This window comes from Streptomyces sp. NRRL S-495, from assembly GCF_000966955.1.
GTDB lineage: Bacteria > Actinomycetota > Actinomycetes > Streptomycetales > Streptomycetaceae > Kitasatospora > Kitasatospora purpeofusca.
Genome location: NZ_JZWY01001369.1, coordinates 1 through 439 on the forward strand (window position 1 = coordinate 1; position 439 = coordinate 439).

The following is a 439-nucleotide window of genomic DNA, read 5'->3' on the forward strand; positions in this document are numbered from 1 at the left end:
TCGAGGCCAGCCCGCACCCCGTGCTCACCGGCCCCGTCACCCAGGCCGCCGAGAACACCGGCACCGACGGCGTCCGCGCGATCGGCACCCTGCGGCGCGGCGAAGGCGGACAACTCCGCCTCCTCCACAGCCTCGCCGAAGCCCACACCGCCGGCCTCACCGTCGACTGGGCCCCCTGGACCAGCACCGGCCACCTCACCGACCTCCCCACCTACGCCTTCCAGCACCGCCGCCACTGGCTGCCCGCAGCCAAGCCGGTCCTGGACGCGGCCGGGCTCGGGCTGAACCCGGCCGGGCACCCGCTGCTGGGCGCCGCCGTCCGGCTGGCCTCCCAGGACGGGCTGGTGCTGACCGGCCAGATGTCGCTGACCACGCACTCCTGGCTGGCCGATCACGGCGTGTTCGGGACGGTCATCCTGCCCGGCACCGCCTTCGTCGA

Annotated in this window: 1 pseudogene; it reads left to right on the top strand. The window is 75.2% G+C overall.

Annotated features, from left to right (window positions below):
- Positions 1 to 439, top strand: a pseudogene (locus VR45_RS41715) (polyketide synthase dehydratase domain-containing protein); the annotation flags it as partial.